The sequence below is a fragment of the Marinobacter salsuginis genome (assembly GCF_009617755.1).
GTDB classification, from domain to species: Bacteria; Pseudomonadota; Gammaproteobacteria; order Pseudomonadales; family Oleiphilaceae; genus Marinobacter; species Marinobacter salsuginis.
Genome location: NZ_BGZH01000001.1, coordinates 661,375 through 679,830 on the forward strand (window position 1 = coordinate 661,375; position 18,456 = coordinate 679,830).

General features: G+C 51.5%; 17 protein-coding genes. 1 reads left to right on the top strand and 16 read right to left on the bottom strand.

Annotated features, from left to right (window positions below; all coding sequences use genetic code 11):
* Window positions 1-3 precede the first annotated feature (3 nt).
* Window positions 4-957, top strand: a complete 954-nt coding sequence (locus tag GJU83_RS03020; RefSeq protein WP_153633654.1) for a sensor domain-containing diguanylate cyclase — start codon at window positions 4-6, stop codon at window positions 955-957.
* A 37-nt stretch (window positions 958-994) separates the two neighbouring features.
* Here GJU83_RS03020 and GJU83_RS03025 read toward each other — a convergent pair whose 3' ends face one another.
* The 16 genes from GJU83_RS03025 to GJU83_RS03100 form a co-directional block, all read right to left on the bottom strand.
* On the bottom strand, window positions 995-1,363 hold the full coding sequence (locus GJU83_RS03025) for a histone-like nucleoid-structuring protein, MvaT/MvaU family (RefSeq protein ID WP_069183136.1): 369 nt from the start codon (window positions 1,361-1,363) through the stop codon (window positions 995-997).
* A gap of 143 nt (window positions 1,364-1,506) precedes the next feature.
* Entirely contained in the window at window positions 1,507-2,898 is a 1,392-nt protein-coding gene (locus GJU83_RS03030) for an MBL fold metallo-hydrolase RNA specificity domain-containing protein (RefSeq protein ID WP_153633655.1), read from the bottom strand.
* A gap of 70 nt (window positions 2,899-2,968) precedes the next feature.
* The gene (gene pseI / locus GJU83_RS03035) at window positions 2,969-4,021 is read right to left on the bottom strand and encodes a pseudaminic acid synthase (protein WP_153633656.1); all 1,053 of its coding nucleotides are present in this window, start codon (window positions 4,019-4,021) and stop codon (window positions 2,969-2,971) included.
* Window positions 4,022-4,039: 18 nt separating this feature from the next.
* Complete coding sequence (gene pseH / locus GJU83_RS03040; RefSeq protein ID WP_153633657.1) at window positions 4,040-4,546, bottom strand: UDP-4-amino-4,6-dideoxy-N-acetyl-beta-L-altrosamine N-acetyltransferase; 507 nt, start codon at window positions 4,544-4,546, stop codon at window positions 4,040-4,042.
* On the bottom strand, window positions 4,539-5,654 hold the full coding sequence (pseG, locus tag GJU83_RS03045) for a UDP-2,4-diacetamido-2,4,6-trideoxy-beta-L-altropyranose hydrolase (RefSeq protein WP_153633658.1): 1,116 nt from the start codon (window positions 5,652-5,654) through the stop codon (window positions 4,539-4,541). Before pseG ends, pseH begins: the two co-directional genes overlap by 8 nt.
* A complete protein-coding gene (pseF, locus tag GJU83_RS03050; protein WP_153633659.1) occupies window positions 5,647-6,348 on the bottom strand; it encodes a pseudaminic acid cytidylyltransferase in 702 nt (233 codons plus the stop codon). The genes pseG and pseF overlap by 8 nt, the downstream gene beginning before the upstream one ends.
* Window positions 6,345-7,505 (bottom strand): UDP-4-amino-4,6-dideoxy-N-acetyl-beta-L-altrosamine transaminase, encoded by a 1,161-nt coding sequence (gene pseC, locus GJU83_RS03055; protein ID WP_153634399.1) that lies wholly within the window; start codon window positions 7,503-7,505, stop codon window positions 6,345-6,347. The genes pseF and pseC overlap by 4 nt, the downstream gene beginning before the upstream one ends.
* Before the next feature lie 3 nt (window positions 7,506-7,508).
* Complete coding sequence (gene pseB, locus GJU83_RS03060; RefSeq protein WP_153633660.1) at window positions 7,509-8,507, bottom strand: UDP-N-acetylglucosamine 4,6-dehydratase (inverting); 999 nt, start codon at window positions 8,505-8,507, stop codon at window positions 7,509-7,511.
* A gap of 129 nt (window positions 8,508-8,636) precedes the next feature.
* Complete coding sequence (gene wecC / locus GJU83_RS03065) at window positions 8,637-9,890, bottom strand: UDP-N-acetyl-D-mannosamine dehydrogenase (RefSeq protein WP_153633661.1); 1,254 nt, start codon at window positions 9,888-9,890, stop codon at window positions 8,637-8,639.
* 13 nt (window positions 9,891-9,903) lie between these two features.
* Window positions 9,904-11,037 (bottom strand): non-hydrolyzing UDP-N-acetylglucosamine 2-epimerase, encoded by a 1,134-nt coding sequence (gene wecB / locus GJU83_RS03070; protein WP_153633662.1) that lies wholly within the window; start codon window positions 11,035-11,037, stop codon window positions 9,904-9,906.
* 74 nt (window positions 11,038-11,111) lie between these two features.
* On the bottom strand, window positions 11,112-13,046 hold the full coding sequence (locus GJU83_RS03075; protein ID WP_153633663.1) for a polysaccharide biosynthesis protein: 1,935 nt from the start codon (window positions 13,044-13,046) through the stop codon (window positions 11,112-11,114).
* A 58-nt stretch (window positions 13,047-13,104) separates the two neighbouring features.
* Window positions 13,105-14,271 (bottom strand): nucleotide sugar dehydrogenase, encoded by a 1,167-nt coding sequence (locus GJU83_RS03080; RefSeq protein WP_153633664.1) that lies wholly within the window; start codon window positions 14,269-14,271, stop codon window positions 13,105-13,107.
* A gap of 47 nt (window positions 14,272-14,318) precedes the next feature.
* Window positions 14,319-14,876: a sugar transferase gene (locus GJU83_RS03085; protein ID WP_153633665.1), complete on the bottom strand. Its 558-nt coding sequence runs from the start codon at window positions 14,874-14,876 to the stop codon at window positions 14,319-14,321.
* 9 nt (window positions 14,877-14,885) lie between these two features.
* Entirely contained in the window at window positions 14,886-15,818 is a 933-nt protein-coding gene (locus GJU83_RS03090; RefSeq protein ID WP_153633666.1) for a UDP-glucose 4-epimerase family protein, read from the bottom strand.
* Window positions 15,815-16,981: a glycosyltransferase family 4 protein gene (locus GJU83_RS03095; RefSeq protein ID WP_228715148.1), complete on the bottom strand. Its 1,167-nt coding sequence runs from the start codon at window positions 16,979-16,981 to the stop codon at window positions 15,815-15,817. The genes GJU83_RS03090 and GJU83_RS03095 overlap by 4 nt, the downstream gene beginning before the upstream one ends.
* A 104-nt stretch (window positions 16,982-17,085) precedes the next feature.
* Window positions 17,086-18,414 carry a hypothetical protein gene (locus GJU83_RS03100; RefSeq protein ID WP_153633668.1) on the bottom strand — a complete coding sequence of 443 codons (1,329 nt, stop codon included), beginning with the start codon at window positions 18,412-18,414 and terminating at the stop codon, window positions 17,086-17,088.
* Between the last annotated feature and the right edge of the window lie 42 nt (window positions 18,415-18,456).

An 18,456-nucleotide genomic window follows, 5' to 3' on the forward strand; every position in this document is an offset into this window, starting at 1 on the left:
CTAATGGCCATAGATGAATCTGAAGCCAACTCCTTTCACTGGCTGATGGACATGCTGGAATCCGTGGAGGTGGGCCTTGTGGTGCTCGACCTTGATTTCAGGGTGGAAGTCTGGAACGGCTTCATGGAGAACCACAGCGGCATCACAGCGAGCAAGATCCAGGGCCAGGTATTGTTCGACGTATTCCTAGATATCCCAAAGGCCTGGTTGACCCGTAAAGTGGACGCCGTCGCCTTGCTTAATACCAAAGCGTTCACCTCATGGGAGCAGCGCCCTTACCTGTTCCAGTTCCGCAATACCCGGCCCATCACAGGCACGGAAAAGTATATGTTCCAGAACCTCACCATCAGCCCGCTCTCCGGCACCAACGGGGAGGTCGAGAAAGTGTGCCTGATGGTGTACGACGTTACTGACATCGCCAGCAGCAAAATGGCCCTCGAACGGGCCAACGAGCAGCTGGCCAAACTGAGCATGACAGATCGTCTCACCGGCCTGCTCAATCGGGGAACGTGGGAAAACCTGGTGGACGCAGAGTTCGAACGCTTCCGCCGCTATGGCCACACCACCAGCCTGGTGATGTTTGATATCGACCATTTCAAGCCAGTGAACGACACCCATGGGCACCTGGCCGGGGACGAAGTAATCAAGCATACGGCCAGGGTCACCCGCAATGCCATCCGCCAGTCCGACAGCGCCGGCCGCTACGGTGGCGAGGAATTCGGCATCATACTGCCGGAAACCGATGCCGAAGGCGCAAGAATCATCTGCGAGCGGATACGGGAAAGCATTGAACAGAGCGTGGTGGAAACCAGCGCGGCAGCCATCCGCTACACCATCAGCATCGGCATTGCCCAGTTAACGGACGAGCCTGAGAACTATATGCAGTGGATGCAGAAGGCAGACGAGGCGTTATACGCGGCAAAGGAAGGTGGTCGAAACCGGGTAGTGGTGGGTTGATAGCCCCTCTCCATTCGAGGAGAAGGGCCAACTGACATCAGTCCTGCTGCCAGCTCTGCACAGCTTCCTTACCATGCTTCTGACGCCATTCATTCAGCGTCTTGTGGTTGCCACCGCGGGTTTTGACCACTTCACCGGTGTGCGGGTTCTTGTAGGTCTTCATCGGGCGCTTCGGGCGGCTGCCAGAAGTTGAATCAGATTTGCCGCCCGACACGGAAGGATCGATTGCAGAAAGAATCTGAAGTACATCCTTCGGTGACTTGTCATACTCCTTCATCAAGGCGCGAACCTTGTTTTCAAACTCCAGTTCACCTTTCAGAGCCTGGTCTTTTTCAAGCTGTTCCAGCTCTGCAGCAAGCTTTTCCATAAGCTGTTTTTTCTGGTAATAGTCGTTAATCTTTGCCATGGAATTAAAACCTTATTCAAATAGGGGTTTTAAAAAACTTAAATGGAGTTGACTAAAAGTCTCGGGAATAATAAATCAATCAATCGGGTGCCGCAAAGTTTATTTATTTAAGAGTTATTGATTCCGGGAATTCTTAAATTGGTTCAACTGCCAAGTGGAATCAAAACCTCGGAGGATAAAAGTCTACCCAGCTCTTTTTTAAATGCCTGTTTAGCGCCTTCGTCCCCGTGAACAATACGAATTTCTTGCGGGGCTTGGGAAATACCCTGAATAAATCGAAGTAAATCCGATTGCCCCGCATGGGCGGAATACCCACTTACCTGATGAATCCGGGCCCGAATATCATATTGGTTTCCATCAAACTGAACCCAGCCCCCTTTGGGGCCATAGTTCAAGATATCACGCCCGGGAGTGCCCGCGGCCTGATATCCCACAAACAATACATCATTTCGCTTATCACCCAACATTGCTTTGAGATAATTGACGATGCGGCCGCCAGCACACATCCCGGAACCGGCCAAAACCACACAGGGGCGATGAGACCGCGCCAAATAATCCACAGCATTCAGATGTTCTTCATGGGAACTAATCACCGTCAGTTGTTCAAACGACAACGGGTGCCGCCCTTGCTTAACCAACTCAGTGGCCTCGGCATCCCAATAGGGTTTCAAATCCCGATATATCCGCGTGAACTCTGCGGCCAACGGTGAATCCACGACTATTTCCAGATTATTCCAAAGCTCTCCGCCAAACTCATGAATCAGACTTTCAATCTCGTAAAGCAGCTCCTGCGTCCGGCCAATACTGAACGCAGGCACCAAAACCGTCCCACCATCTTCAAGGGCATGCTCCAATACTCCCTTCAACCGGTAACGGCGCGTTTCCCGGCCCTCGTGATCCTTATCCCCATAAGTACTCTCAATCACCAGCCGATCCGCCCGTTCCGGCGATTGCGGGGCTGGTAACAATGGCGCGTGAGGCGCCCCGAGATCGCCGCTGAACACAACCCGCTCTTCAATCCCCCCTTCATGGGCATCGCACTCAACATACGCAGAGCCAAGAATATGCCCAGCTCTCTGAAGCCGAACTGACAGCGAGCAACCACCCTCAGCAAACACCGAATGCCACTGGCCAAAAGACACCGGCACCAAGCGGGAACGAATCAGCCCCAGAACCCGCTCAATCAATTGCCGGTCACGGGTAAACCCGATCTTAAGGGCATCTTCCAGAATCTCCGGCAGCATAATCGCCGAGGGTTCGGAACAGATGATGGGGCCGTCGAACCCCGCCGCCAGCAAATAAGGAATGCGGCCGACGTGGTCGATATGCACATGGGTGACCACTAAAGCCCGGATGTGTTCGATTGGAAAATCAATGGAGAGATCGGAGGCGGAAGCGCCGCGGCTTTCGTCCTGGCCCTGGAACAGGCCGCAGTCGATGAGGATTCCGCTCCTCTGGGCTCCTCGACCAACGGTAAGTTCGTGGCAGGAGCCGGTTACGCCAGAAGTGGCGCCGTGGTGAGCTATTGAAATCATTCTTGAACGTCCTTGTTGATAATTCTGAACCCGGCCCAGTCCCGGGCCAAGTTTTCTATTCGCTTACAGGTTACCGAAAATCCTGTTCTCTGACCGGAGAGTTCCTGCTGATGTCATGCCTTGCGACCTTGCCAACAACGGCTTGCAGATGCTTTGGCGCCAGCCCGAAACCCGGGCGAACACTGCGAACATCTTTCCCGGATATGACGTCCCCCGCCTTGATATCATTCACAAAGTACAGGGAACGGCGAAACAGCGCGTTTCCTTGCTCGCTGGATTTCCTACCGTAATCAACCTTTCCTAAAGCTTTCCACGCTGTCTTGCTGTCCCGGCAAAGTGCTTTGAGATCCTCAGGCTCGAGGGAAAAACTGTCATCGGGACCGCCACCAGAACGGTCGAGCGTGAAGTGCTTTTCAATGATTGAGGCGCCCAGCACAACACTGGCAATCGCCGTTGTGTTGTCCAGGGTGTGATCCGACAACCCCGTAACCAGACCAAAACGCTGCTGCATGTCCACAATGGTTCGCAGGTTGTAGTCTTCCGCTGGCGCCGGATAGCCACTCACGCAGTGAAGAACCGCTAGCTGTTTACACCCCGCCCCCCGTGCGGCATTAATGGCCTCCTGAATTTCTTCTGCGTCCGCCATTCCGGTGGAAATAATCATCGGTTTGCCGGTGTGAGCCACGTACTCAATCAACGGCAGATCCACCGCCTCGAACGAGGCGATCTTGTAGGCTGGTGCCCCGAGTTCCTCTAGCAGATCTACAGCAGTGGTATCGAACGGCGAACTGAAAATCGTAATCCCCCGCTCCCTGGCTCGCTCAAATAGCGGCTTGTGCCACTCCCAGGGCATGTGAGCCTCTTCATACAACTCATAGAGGGTTCGACCGTCCCAGAGCCCACCTTTGATTTTGAATTCATCAGCATCGGAGTCCAGGGTGATGGTATCGGGCCGGTAAGTCTGCAACTTTACCGCGTCTGCCCCGGCTTCGGCCGCTTCATCAATGATCTTAAGAGCCGTTTCAAGCTTACCGTTATGATTAGCAGACAGCTCTGCAATTATGTAAGGCGTCTGAGATGATGAAATTTCGCGACCATCAATGACAATTTTTGCTTCACTCATAAACACGCCCTTAAATCTTTATTTCGCGTTTGTCCACTCGTCAGCCAGAAGGCCGAAACAGATAACGTCTTGATAACGCTCGCCATCGTAGTGCTGCTCTCTAAGGACACCTTCCCGGGTGAATCCTAGGCGCTCATGGAAGCGGATTGACCGTTCGTTAAAACCAAGCGCCTGCCCGCAGAGTTTATGCATTTCCAGCTCTTCAAAGGCGTACTTCAAGGCAGCCTCACCAAGCGACCGCCCGGTTCCTGGCTCTGAGTCCGGCGCTAGATAGAAGCCCCAGTCTGCAACCTGGGCGCAGCGGGTCGAAGAGATATTTACGAAGCCTAACGGGGCCGAATCCACTTCGTAGATCAGCAGCCACACGCCGGAGGCTTCACTGTTCCGAGCAAACCACTGCTCATGCTCTTCGGGGGAGATTTCATGGCTGGTGTACATAAACTGGCGCACATTGGGATGATTTCGCCAATTGAGAACCCGCGCCAGATCCCCGGAGCGCATAGGTCTCAGCAGCCGCCTACTCATCCGAAACCTCCTGGAGGGCATCAGCCACACGCCGCACACCCAAGCCATCGCAGATTGCAGCAGCATTCTGGCTCATTTCAAGCAACCTTCCGGGCGCGAATACGTCACTTATCGCCCGGGGCAATGTCTCTTCAATAGCGTCCGGCCAACCCAAACTAAGTGATGCGCCCGCTCGTTTCAGTGCCTCAGCGCCCGGCCGCTGGTTGTCAGCCATTACCACGAGCAAACTGGGCAAACCAAGGCAGCAGCGTTCCCAGGCAGAGCCTCCAGCGGCCCCGATGGCAAAATCTGCCTGACTCATCAGCTCCGCCATGTTATTGGCATTTACTACTACCCGTGCATCCAGACGCATTGATTCCGCTTGCTCTCTCACCTCGTCAATATGAGGACAGGCTGCCCCGAGAACGACGGTAACCCGATAAGCGGAAATAGCCTCGATGGTATCCAATACCCGCAGAACATCGCCGGTAACATTCGTCGCATCCACGCCACCCATACTAACGAGAATGTTCCCGGGCTCCCGAGTTTGCCGTGCTTCAAGGGACATGACACGTATCCGTGAGAACTCGGGCCGAAGCAAAGCGTAATCAGAGCCAATCAGCTGCTTGGCGTGGCCCGGTACCAGGCCATCGTAATCATCCGGTTTACGCCCAAGATTCTGGTCCAGAAGCAAATCACACTGGTGCCTTCGGTCCGCAAGGTCATCGATGGCCATCAGGCGCCGGCAACAAACAAACACCTTAGACTCCCAGCGATAATCGAGTGCGTAGTGGTCTACCACCAGCCATTCCAACTCTATTCCTTTCAATGCCTGCAGAGTGTCAGAGGCATCGGCTTCCCAACCCACTCCCAGCCAGCCGGCGTGGGGTGGCTCACTTTCAGAACGACGAGCGCTTTTCTCCGTCCCTCCAGATGAAAGCATCAAAAAATGATGCCCCCTGCTGCGCACTGCACTCTCCAGACTTCCTGGCTTCTGCCGCATTACGAAATAACATCGGGCACCTTTCTCTGCCAGTGCGTCTGCCAGAGTGAGGCAACGCATCACATGGCCTGAACCTGCAAGCGTGGAGGCATCAACCCGGAAAGCCACTGCAAGCGATTCAGTCATTGCGCGCCCGGGCTCTTAACGCTTCGAACATATACTCGGCGGTCTCCCAATCCTCATGGGTATCAACGTCCTGAACACGATATCGGGGAATAGGTACTCCGATCGAGTCCCGTCCAAAGATCATCCGCTCCTCAAGCCAGGCCTCCGCGGTTCCCCAATAGAACTGACCGGCATCGTGCCAGGCTTCTTCCAGATCCTGGGAACGTGTCGAAAACTGCTCCGGATGCATCATTTCCACCCGGCCGCCATCGGCAAGGCGCAGTGCACGCTGAATTGGAAAAGCAAAGCTGGTCACAGAAAACGCGAAGCTGCAGCCCGCAGATTGAAGCCGTCCTTCGCCCTCCTGAATGTCCGCGGGCGTGATCAAAGGAGCGGTGGCGTAGATACAGCAAGCCAGATCGACGGCATGTCCCGCACCTAAGAACCACTCTACCGCGTGGTGGATAACCGGCAGCGTGCCGGTGTAATCGTCTGAAAGATGCTCAGGACGCATGAAAGGAACTGTAGCGCCGAAATGCCTGGCAACTTCGGCGATCTTTTCGTCATCGGTTGAAACTATCACCTGGTCGAAACAACCACTCGCTCGGGCCGCCTCAATGGACCAGGCAATCATCGGTTTACCGCAGAAATCCCGGATATTCTTGCCCGGAATCCGCTTGCTTCCTCCCCGGGCCGGAATTACCGCAATCTTCATGCTGCGAGGGCCTGCTTCAGCGCGGCAACTACCACATCCTGCTGCTCGAACGTCAGGCCGTGGTACATGGGAATGCTGATCGCCTCGTTGTAATAACGCATGGCTTCCGGGTAATCCTCCGGCGCGAATCCCATTGCTGAGTAGTAGGGCTGGGTGTGGACAGGGATGTAATGCAGGTTTACACCAATTCCCTGCTCCCTCAACGATTCGAATACCTCCCGGTGGCTGTCGCGAATCTCTGCCAATTTCAGTCGGATTACGTAGAGGTGAAGGCCTGAATAGCTGTCCGGATGCTGCCATGGCGTCACCACCGGCAAATCCGCCAGCAGCTCATCGTATCGCCGGGCCAACTCATGCCGGCGCTTCACGAAGTCGTCGAGCCTTGCCATCTGGCTAACACCCAGGGCCGCCTGCAACTCCGTCATTCGGTAGTTAAAACCCAGCTCTACCTGCTGATAGTACCAGGGGCCGTCCGGCTCGTGGGTCATACGGCCAGGGTCGCGGGTTATGCCATGGCTGCGGAGCATCTCCATGCGCTGCGCCAACTCAGCATCATTGGTAACAGCCATGCCACCTTCGGCAGTTGTCACAATTTTTACCGGATGGAAGCTAAACACCGTGATATCGCTATAGCGGCCATTGCCAACGAATTCGCCCTGATACTTGCCACCAATGGCGTGGGAAGCGTCCTCGATGATTCGAAACCCATAACGCTCAGACAACGCCTTGATCCGTTTCATATCGCAAGGCTGGCCGCACAGATGTACCGGCACAACCACTTTGGGCAGACGATCCTGCTCCCTGGCCTGTTCAAGCTTCCGCTCAAGCGCATCCGGGCAAAGGTTGTAGGTGCGAGGGTCAATATCGACGAAATCCACTTTTGCACTGCAGTAAAGGCCACAATTTGCCGAGGCCACAAACGTGACGGGCGACGTCCACAGCCAGTCCCCTTCGCCCAGGCCAAGAGCCGCGCAGGCAATGTGCAGGGCGGAGGTTGCGCTGTTAACAGCCACCCCAAACTCAGCACCAACATGGCTGGCAACCGTGTTCTCAAATTCCGGGGCCTTCGGCCCTTGGGTCAGGAAGTCCGATTCGAGAACCCTCACAACGGCATCGATATCTTCTTGCGTAATTTCCTGGCGCCCGTAAGGAATCATCAATCAGATACTCCCGATTTTTTCCCGGTTGGCATTAATCCAGGCCTGCAACTCAGCTTCAGACATCCATTCCGTATTGTTGTCACTGGAGTATACAAACCCCTCAGGCACTTTCTTACCATCCTTGATCCGAGCTGCGTCGGCGCTCCAGTCATGAATGGCCGGCAGGATCTTGAAGTGTTCCGGATACTCATAGGTGTAATAGGAATCCTCAGCACCGATCATCTGCTCGTGCAGCTTTTCGCCGGGGCGGATACCAACGATCTCGTGTTTGGCATCTGGCGCGACCACACGGGCAAGATCAGTCACTTTCATGGAAGGAATCTTCTTTACGTAGATTTCCCCTCCTTCCATATCCTCAAAGGCGTGCCACACCAACTCCACACCTTCTTCCAACGAAATCATAAAGCGGGTCATCCGCTCGTCGGTAATGGGCAACACGCCTTGATCCTTAACCGACATGAAGAATGGAATGACCGACCCACGGGACCCCATCACATTGCCATAACGCACCACTGCAAAGCGGGTATCATGGCCACCCGCGTAGGAGTTACCAGACACAAACAATTTGTCTGAGGCCAGTTTAGTGGCGCCATACAGGTTGATTGGGCTGCTAGCCTTATCCGTCGAGAGAGCCACAACACGCTTCACGCCTTTATCGATACAGGCATCGATCAGGTTCATGGCTCCATTGATGTTGGTCTTGATGCACTCGAAGGGATTGTATTCCGCCGTGGGAACAATCTTTGTGGCCGCTGCGTGTACCACATAGTCCACGCCATCCAAGGCCCGGTATAGCCGGTCTTTATCGCGCACATCCCCGATAAAAAAGCGAACGCGGTGATCCCCGGCAAACTTCTTGGACATCTCCCACTGCTTCATTTCATCCCGGGAGAAAATAATCACTTTTCTCGGATTGAAGCGCTCAAGAAGCATGGGGACAAAGGTATGGCCAAAGGAGCCTGTACCGCCGGTGATGAGTATGGAGCTGTTTTCAAACATTAAGAACTGTAAACCTCAATTTTGGTCGAGCGCGCGTGATCGTATGAGTTTTTATTATGATAAAAGAAAAAAGGGGTCAGATCTTCCAGATCCACCCCCATCCAATTTTCAATACAGCAAAGTTAGTACCTACCAAGTGCCCCTGGTATCGACAATAGCACCTCGTTGCGGCCTCACCCGTTTGAACTCTGCGTGATCAACCAACAGAACGTGTATGTCCGCCTCTTTCAGGGCGTGATCGACAGTGACCAGCTTTTCCCTGGCCAGCCAATCAGGAAGCCTCCGAATATTTGGCTCCACCAATTGAACAGGGCCGCCATGCTCAGCGAGCAAGGCCCGGGCAATGTTCAAGGCAGGGCTTTCACGCAGATCATCAATATCAGCTTTAAAAGCCAGGCCGTAACAAGCCACGGTTACATCACGGATGCTCTTGTCCGGATTGTCACGCAGATAATCAGCAACCGAAGCTTTGACCTGGTCGATCACCCATCGCGGCTTGTCATCATTGACGTGACGGGCTGTCGTAATCAGGCGGCTCTCTTCAGGCGCGCTACTGACGATAAACCATGGATCCACGGCAATGCAGTGCCCGCCAACACCCGGACCGGGCTGCAGAATATTGACCCGGGGATGTCGATTCGCCAGCCGAATCAGTTCCCACACGTTAATGTCCAAAGCACCACAAATGACGGATAGCTCATTTGCGAAAGCAATATTGACATCGCGGAAGCTGTTTTCAGTGAGCTTGCACAACTCAGCGGTGCGCGCAGTGGTGAGCACGCACTCGCCTTTAAGAAACACTTTATAAAGATCGGCAGCTGCTGCGGCACACCGGGTTGTCATGCCACCAATCACCCGGTCATTCTGCACCAGCTCACGCAAAATCTGGCCAGGCAAGACGCGCTCAGGGCAATGGGCCACGCGAATGTCGGAGCTCTCGCCGACTTGCTGGGGGAACGTCAGGTCTGGCCTTTCCTCTGCAAGCCAGGCGGCAACCTGTTCAGTGGTTCCAACAGGAGAGGTCGACTCAAGAATGACCAAATCTCCTTTCTTGAGAGCTGGCGCAATCTTTCTGCTCGCGGCTTCGACATAGGTGAGATCCGGGTCGTGACGATCGCCCTTGAAGGGCGTCGGCACTGCAATCAGGAACGCATCCGCCGGCTCCGCCTTAGAAGTAGCTCGCAGGTATCCCTGCATTACTGCCGCATTGACGACCATGTCAAGGTCGGGCTCAACAATGTGAACCTCGCCCCGGTTTATTGAGTCCACCACCTCCTTGTTCACATCCAGACCAAAAACCTTGAACTTTCGGGACGCAAACACGGCCGCCGTAGGCAGGCCTATATACCCAAGCCCTACAACGCAAATCGTACCAACAGCCATATCCTTAACCTCTCTACCATTCCCTGTGTGACAGGACTTCAACAATGCGATCACAGGCCTTGCCATCCCCGTACGGGTTATGGGCAAACGCCATTTCCTTGTAAGCCGCCTCGTCAGTTAGCAGGCGCTCAACCTCACTCACGATCAAATCGACATCAGTCCCCACCAGGCGAACCGTGCCGGCATCTACCGCCTCAGGGCGCTCTGTGGTTTCACGCATCACCAGAACCGGCTTGCCAAGAGAGGGCGCCTCTTCCTGTATACCGCCTGAATCGGTCAGAATTATGTGAGACCTATTCATTAAATAAACAAACGGTAAATAGTCCAGGGGCTCTATCAGCCGAATGTTATCAATGCCCCCAAGCAACCGCCGCACAGGCTCCTGAACATTGGGATTCAAATGAACCGGATACAGGATCTGGCAGTCCGGGTACCGTTTCGCCACTTTCGCAAGTGCCTGGCAAATTCGCTCGAACCCTCCGCCGAAGCTTTCTCGTCGATGGCCAGTAACCAGAATCAGCTTCTTATTGCTGTCCAGAAAATCGAAGCGCTCTTCAAACCCCGAACGCAACTGGTGATCAGCATCCACGCGCGCAACCACTGTCAGGAGCGCATCGATGACCGTGTTTCCGGTAACCTCTATATGGGATGGTGGAACACCTTCCCGTGCGAGGTTTTCAGCCGATTTAGGCGTGGGCGCGAAATGAAGGCGTGTGAGTACGCCTGTCAGCTTACGGTTCGCCTCCTCCGGCCATGGCGAATAGAGGTTGCCCGTGCGCAATCCCGCCTCCACATGTGCTACCGGAATCTGTTGATAATAGGCAGCAAGGGAAGCCGCGAAAGTAGTGGCCGTGTCACCGTGAACCAGCACAATGTCCGGACGCGCCCTGGAGAGAACGTCTCGCATACCTACCAGAATACCCGTCAGCACATCGGTAAGGTCCTGCCCGGGCTTCATGATATTCAAATCAAAATCCGGACGAATGCCAAAGAGTTCCAGCACCTGGTCCAGCATCTCCCGGTGTTGGCCAGTTACACAAACGCCCGCATCAAAGCGGGCGTCAGAAGCTAATCTAAGTACAAGCGGAGCCATTTTGATGGCTTCAGGGCGGGTGCCAAAAACACAAAGCGTTTTGATCTTGTCCATAATCAAGAAATACGTTCCAAAAGCGAACATCTGCCAGCGACGACTGCCAGTCCCTGTTCAATTAGCTAACGAACTCACTGATGAAGCTGTCTCACCTTTTCTACTTGAAAGGGTATGACATCTTTGGCGCCATTGCACCACACAAGATCCGCAACGCTTCCATTTGGCGAAAAACCAGTCGGCGCACTTTTCAGGATGTCGACAATGCCCTGGCAATCGAACTCATGACTGGCTCGAATCAATCCGTTGAGCGTCTGTTCCACTTCTTCCCACGGCATAGAAGCTTCTCGGGCCATCATGATTCGGGGATGGGCAGTGCCTTGAGGATTATCGCCAATCAACAACTCCTCATACAACTTCTCTCCAGGCCGCAGTCCGGAGAACACAATCTCAATATCTCCATCCGGTCGGTCATCCGTCTTTTCCAGGAGCCCCATAAGATGAATCATTTTGCGAGCCAGATCCGCAATCTTCACGGGCTCGCCCATATCGAGTACAAACACCTCTCCACCCTGGCCCATACTGCCAGCCTGCAAAACCAACTGGCTCGCCTCAGGGATGGTCATGAAATAACGAATGATGTCCGGATGGGTTACTGTTACCGGTCCGCCATCGCGAATCTGATCTCGAAACAGCGGTACCACAGACCCGGAAGACCCCAGCACATTACCGAACCGAACCATGGAGAAGATCGTGTCCGACTGCCGTTGGGCCAACCCCTGAAGCACGAGCTCGGCCATTCGCTTACTGGCCCCCATTACATTGGTAGGGCGCACCGCCTTATCTGTCGAAATCAAAACAAAGCGTTTAACCCCAGCGGCGATAGCGGCCTCTGCAACATGAAAAGTACCAAAAACGTTATTCTGAACACCCTCGATAACGTTGTGCTCCACAAGAGGCACGTGCTTGTAGGCAGCGGCATGATAAACCGTCTCAATACCAAAGCTTCTCATAGCAATTTCGCATCGGCGTCGATGAGTAACGCTACCAAGCAATGCGTGAATCTCTACTGAAAGGCCCTCAATTCGGTTAATAGCTTGAAGCTCACGTTCAATTGCATAAAGGGAATATTCCGACTGCTCAAACAGAACCAGCTTGGACGGGCGATGCTGGATGATCTGGCGACAAAGCTCCGACCCAATCGATCCCCCAGCTCCTGTCACCATCACTGCTCCGTTATACAAGCTCCTAGCCACTTGAGCATTATCTGGCTGAACAGGGTCTCGCCCCAGCAAATCCTCAATCTCCAAATCCCGAACATCATTAATTCGCGCCTGGCCTGCTACAAGCTCGGACATTGTGGGAACAGTCTGAACCGGAATGGCCAACGGCTCGAGCTTCTTAAGCAAGCGCTTGCGATCAATCCCAGAATTTGCATCTAGCGCCAAAAGTAGCCGTTTGATGCGGTGTTCCTTGACAGCACGCTCGATGTGACTGATGTCATAAACAGGAATTCCGTTCACCAGTGCCCGATGATTGCCCTTACGGAGAGTAATAAAAGCACAGGGGTGGTACTCCGTGCCCTGTTCAAGAGCATTCGCAAGCTGCAGGCCGGTTTCACCTGCACCTACAATCGCGACAAACTGCTTGTTCCGATTCTTCGGCCGATGTACGAGCATCCGAACGGTCATGCGGGTGCCACTTACGAAAATAAACGCTAAGGCACCATAGATGATCGGTACGGACCGCGGCACCTGTATCTCAAGCCAATATCCCAAAAGAATTAGAGTAATTGCGGAGATAACGACACCAGAGATAACCGTCAAAAACGCACGGTCACTCAGATAGCGGACAACAGCCCGATAAAGCCCCAGTTTTATAAAAACACCAATAGTGCAGACAACGGTTAGCCCACAGACAACTAGTTGCCCCTGATTGGGAATCCAAACCTGCTGGTCAAGGCGGAGCGAGAAAGCAGCCCAAAGCGCAAAAAAAAGTGCTAAAACATCCACAAAAACGGAAACTAACCGTTTGTGGAACCGGGAAAGATTTAAAAATCGTTCAAACATAGCATCCCTTCCTCAGACCATTCTTCCAAGCGTGAAAACCGTGCTTCATCACCACACATCAGTCGCTGCCGAACAAGTCACGAGTGTAGACTTTGTCTTCAATGTCCAGCAGATTCTCACTACGCCGGTTTGCCAGTACAACGTCAGAGATGGACTTGAATTCAGCGAGATCACGGACCACTCTCGAGTGGAAAAACTCCTCCTCGTCCAGCTCAGGTTCGTAGATAACGACTTCAATGCCTTTTGCCTTGATACGCTTCATGATGCCCTGAATGGCAGAGGCCCGGAAATTATCAGACCCCGATTTCATCACCAGTCGATAAACTCCGACGACTTTTGGATTCTTCCGGAGAATATCATCGGCGATATAATCCTTTCGTGTTCGGTTGGCATCCACAATCGCCCTTATTAGATTATTGGGCACATCCTCGTAATTGGCCAACAACTGTTTGGTATCTTTAGGGAGACAGTAACCACCATAACCGAAGGATGGGTTGTTGTAATGGTTGCCTATGCGCGGATCCAACCCCACACCATCGATAATCTGACGAGTATCCAGCCCGTGGGTTGCCGCGTAGGTATCCAGCTCGTTGAAATAAGCCACTCGCATGGCAAGGTAAGTATTTGAGAACAATTTGATCGCCTCGGCTTCCGTGCTATCCGTGAAGAGAGTCGGCGCATTCTGCTTAATGGCCCCCTGCCTCAGCAGCCCAGCAAAAACCTCCGCCCGCTCAGAGCGCTCACCTACAATAATACGAGATGGATACAGATTGTCGTGCAGGGCTTTCCCTTCACGCAAAAATTCCGGTGAGAAAATAATATTCTCTGTGTTGAACCGTGCGCAAACCTCCTTTGTATACCCCACCGGGACCGTAGATTTGATTACCATCACGGCGGTAGGGTTAATGCTTAGTACATCTTGGATAACAGATTCCACCGTTCTGGTGTTGAAGTAGTTCGTCTCCGGGTCGTAGTCCGTTGGCGTGGCAATTACGACATAGTCAGCCCCGACATAGGCCGAACGTTTATCCAGGGTTGCCATAAATTTCAGGTTACGGTTTACCAGGAAGTCAGCAATATCTGGATCAACAATAGGGCTTTTCCCGCTGTTGAGCAGCGCTACTTTCTCCTTGTCGATATCCAGAGCAACCACTTCATTATGTTGGGCAAGCAGCATTGCGTTGGATAGACCGACGTATCCTGTGCCGGCGATGGCAATTTTCATTTAAAACTCCAAAGGTGCGAGCCAGCCGAGAACTGGGCGAGTCAGATTCAGTGCTTTCCGGGAACCCGATCACCAGCGCCTTTGCCGGCAACGGTCAAAAATATGTACTTGAAATAAGCTACAAGACTAAGATTTTCAAGCATTTTATGATCAGTTTCCGCGAGAAGGCGGGGAGTGGACATATCTATGTCATTTATCTGAGCCAAGCCGGTGATCCCCGGCCGGGCCCTCAAAACACCAAGAATTTCACGTTCGGTTATCAATTCTTCCTGATTAAACAAACAAGGCCTAGGGCCGACCAAGCTCATTTCGCCTTTCAGAACATTCCAAAGCTGCGGGAGCTCATCCAGTTTGGTTCTGCGCAGAAAACGACCAAAGGGCGTGATGGCGCTCGCGTTCGCCAAGTGGCTTGCAACGGAAGCAGTGTCTTTCTTCATCGTGCGGAATTTAATCAGTGTGAACGGTCTTTTGTAGCGCCCTACCCGCTCCTGGCAAAAAACAGGAGAGCCTGTGTCGAACAGGCCAATCAGAACCAACACCAGCAACACTGGAAAACCGAGTATCAAGCCCAAAAGGGCAAACATAAAATCGAACAGACGAATCACAAGTAATCCTCATTGACCGGATACGCAACGCTTAAACCCTTCTTCCAAACTCAGCGGCGGTTGCCAGCCAAGAACGTTTCGGGCTTTAGATATATCAACCTGCAAAGACCCTAGCAGCCGTTGAGCCATAGTCTTTCTCCCTAATGCCGTAGCCACCAAGATCAGTATGCTGGCAGGAACCGGCACCAAGTATGCAGACTTACCCATGCCTTTAGCCACTTGCTGCAGAAGCTCAGTGGTTGACAGATCTTCACCATCACCCGCCAGGAACAGTTCGTTGCCGGCGGCAGGATGTTCAACACATGTAGCCACAAGGTCCACAAGATTATCCACACTGACCAATGAGCGTTTATTCTTGACCGCGCCCAAGGGAAGCGGAACGCCATTCTCGATCCACCGCATCAGTGAGCCAAAGTTGCCTGGAGCATTAGGGCCATAGACAAGCGGGGGACGTATAACCACTAGCTCCATATTTGAATCTCGAGTGAGATCCCAAAGCGCAACCTCCGCCTCTAGCTTTGACTTGGCATAGAGATCGGTTGGAGCAGGGGCGTCAGATTCAGTAAATGGTTTAGAGTTAAGGCTTCCGTTCACACCAATTGAGCTTATAAAAATGAACCGCTTCACCCCCGCTTTAATAGCCACACGGCCCAAGTTCAAAGTACCTTCAACATTTACTTTTCGATACTCTTCCAGTGCATTAGGCACAGACTCCTTGGCCACGTGCGCTCTAGCCGCCGCATGAATTACAACATCCTGCCCTGAAACAGCCTTGGAAAGGTCGGACGCCCTATCCAAACCTGAGACAACCATATACCTCATTGCTTGATCCGCGATCGAACGCCGAACCAACCCGGTTACCTCGATACCTGAGCACTCAAGAAAATGCTCACACAAATGGCGACCCAAGAATCCGTTTGCTCCGGTAATTAATAGCCTCACCTTATACCCACCTCTGGCGGTAGCTCATTGGAACTCTCTACCGAGAGGACATCTCGATACACCATCAAAGTCTTCTGCCTCATTGCTTCGAAGGTGAATTCCGAATCATATCGCGACCTTCCTGCTAGCCCCATTTCCAGGCGCTCCTGAGGATTTGTTACGAGCCTACAAAGAGTCCTTTCGAGGTCCCCTTTTCCATCCCTCGGGACAAGGAGACCAGTCTCACCATCTATGACAGCCTCACTGACCCCGCCAACATTGGAGGCAACAACGGGCAGTCCAGCCCTCATCGCTTCAAGAATAGTTAATGGAAGACCTTCCCAACGTGAAATCAAAACGAACAAATCGGCCCTCCTCAAGTTTGCGGCGACATTCCCCTGAGATCCGAGAAAATAAACTTTATCCCCCAACCCCAACTCAACTGTCAGTTCTTTCATGGACTCCAACTTGGGACCATCTCCAACAAACTCCATCACCCAAGGCAAATGCGAGAGCTCAGAGAGAGCCTCCAGCAACAGCTTTTGGTCTTTAGGCTCTTCGAACCTGGCCACCATAATCAGACGTACCAATTCCTTTGCTTCGCCCTCATCCTCGGATAGAGATCGCGAATCAAGATCAGGAACTCCATTATGAACCGTAACCAACTTTTCTTCTGAACCAACATTAGAGTCCAAGGCGATGGCTCGATCATAATTAGAGACAGTTATAATCTTCGAACATAAACCCGCCATCACACGCTCTATAAGCTTATAAATCCGACGTTTTCCCTCCGATACACCTTCCGTGAATGGCCAACCATGGGCCGTATAAACGCAGGGAATATTGAGAGACTTGGCGGCAAACCTACCCAGTATTCCGGCCTTTGCTGAATGTAAATGAACAATATCTGGTGTTAGTTCAGCCAACCTGGAACGAATCTCCAAATAACCTCGAAAATCTTCGAAAATTCTTATCTCTCTAACTAGGTGTTCAACAGGTACGCAGCTCAAGCCTCGCGCTTTCGCTCGTTGGACCACCAAGCCGTTCCCACCTACCAAAATTGTTACATCGTGACCAAGCTCTTGCATTCCTTGCGCGAGATCAAGCAAATGAACACTTGCGCCGCCCATAACATCAGACCTAGTAATCACATAAACAATACGCAACTTTCGATACCAACACATAAATTGTATAGTCCCAACCAAAAACGCTAAATAAATGACTTAATTTATCGTGGAGACATTAAAAAACGTCAAGAGATCAGCCCGATGAAAGATTCTCTATCGAATTATCTTAAACGAACACTTCTTGTCTTCAAAAACAAACAAAATAAAATATAGGTTATCCACAAAAAGACCATCTGAACAAGGAGATACTTACCAAAAAAATCAAAGGCCGATTGCATTAACGCAACAACAAGATATAGAAAAAGAGCGAAAAAAACTTTTCCCATAAGAAATTTTCTCAAGATTTTGCGTTCAAGCAACCTTGAAAGATAACCCAAAAAAACAAATATGATAATACCGGCCGTACCAAAGTAAAGAAAGTAGAACTGTACCATATTTGGCGAAACGCCAAATTTCATATGAAAGTAACCATCCCAATTGTATTTAGTCATCAATCTATCAGTCGAGCTATAGAATTCTTGATACTCAAGCAACCGGGTCTTATGCGGTATAAAGGACGCTAGCGTTGAAAGTGGCAATGTCAACACCGAGAAACTGTCTTCGGTCTCTATTACTGCCGGCCACAATAAGTCATATTCTTGATGCCCTTTCTTTACCACCGAACAAAGACTGGCAGCATCACCTCCTCTACTCGATAAACCTTCAGTAAAATAAGAGTAGACAAAGCTCTTCCCGTAGAAAACAACAAATACGACAACCGCAAAAATTAAAATATAACTAAACTTAACCTTCCTGATATTACCGAAAACTCTATCATTAAAAAGGCAATATGTAATGATAAAACACGAGAAAATGATCGGCATAACAATTCTGCCGCGACGGCCTATCAAAAGAAAAAATGCAACGAACAACAATAGATACCAAAGATACTTGATCTTGCCTTCTATGAAGAGCAGAAAAACGCTCGACACAATTCCAAGAAATCCCAAAATTGAAACGATTTGGTAAACTACAGTAAAACCAGGCAGCTCTACTGATAACGCTCCAGAGCGATTCCATGGAAGTATCTTTGCCCCGTAGGCGAGAACAATCAAGATAGAAATACCAAAGAACACAAAAGCTGAAAACTTAGCCAAATCCTGTAAGGATTTCTTGATTTCCAGTCTACTCTCGAGTCTTTTATGAACAGAAAGTTCGCCTTGAGCTATTTTCCCATAGTAGAGCAAAGCGCCAAGTTGAAATAACGGTAGCGCAATGAAAGTAAAATATGCGCCATATGCGTAGTAATCAGCATCCCAAAAATACAAGTCCAAATTTATAGAACCTGAACAGTACTCAATCAGTACCGGCCTAAAATAAGCCCAAAACCAAGCAAATAATACATAGAATTCCACCAAGCCAATCGCTCTGTACCTCACAATGGAAACAAAAACAAGAAGCAAGGATATCGTAAAGGAGATTGATAATGCTTGGTAATAAAAATCCGACATGGTGAGCCCTACAACAAGCATTGCTAAAAAATATAGGAGGGA